The organism is Candidatus Symbiopectobacterium sp. NZEC127 (assembly GCF_025962675.1).
Taxonomy (GTDB): Bacteria; Pseudomonadota; Gammaproteobacteria; order Enterobacterales; family Enterobacteriaceae; genus Symbiopectobacterium.
In genome coordinates this window covers 1-589 of record NZ_JAGFPG010000058.1, presented here as the reverse complement: position 1 = coordinate 589, position 589 = coordinate 1, and the positions used below count along the sequence as shown (strand labels likewise).

General features: G+C 40.6%; 1 protein-coding gene. It reads right to left on the bottom strand.

Annotation, left to right across the window (positions count from 1 at the left end; translation table 11 throughout):
- Positions 1-560 (bottom strand): pentapeptide repeat-containing protein (locus J5069_RS23910; protein WP_264646134.1); only part of this gene is annotated, 560 nt, incomplete at its 3' end.
- Positions 561-589: the final 29 nt, after the last annotated feature.

The window sequence follows — 589 nt, the reverse complement described above, 5'->3', positions numbered from 1 at the left end:
TAGGCATCTGAGTACAATTCTAACAACATAGAAAATGATTTTTTTTCTATAGGGTGCATCCGTTTAGTTTCTTGACGCAGTATTTTTTTTGCTTCTTCGGGTTTATTGACCATCTCCTCGGCAACTTCAGCGCGCAGTGCCAACAATTTAGCAAACTCATTGTTGATTATCTTGGTCAAACAGCTCAAAGGCGTTTTTTTCAAATCAAGAGATTTGTCTTTAAAGGCTTGTGATGCAAATTTTAATTCTTCTACGTGGGATGTAGTTCTGAATAATCCATCACTTTTTGCATTTCTGCTTTTTGACTGATCTCTTTGGTAGCTGCTTTTTATTAAGGTGCATATTTCAGCGATTGTATCCTCGCGATACTTTTCGCTTCGGGAGTACATAATGGAAGACGTGGCGTTGGATTGCATCTCTGCGACGCCATTCATTATCGCGTGGGAGAAATCTGTGTCACTGTTACTCACATTTTCTAAATCTGCGCCTGTGAAGTCTGCACCCACCATGCATGCATGATCCAATTTTGCATTTTTTAAGTTAGCACGTGCGAAATCCACACCCCGCAGATCCGCATTGCACAGATTGA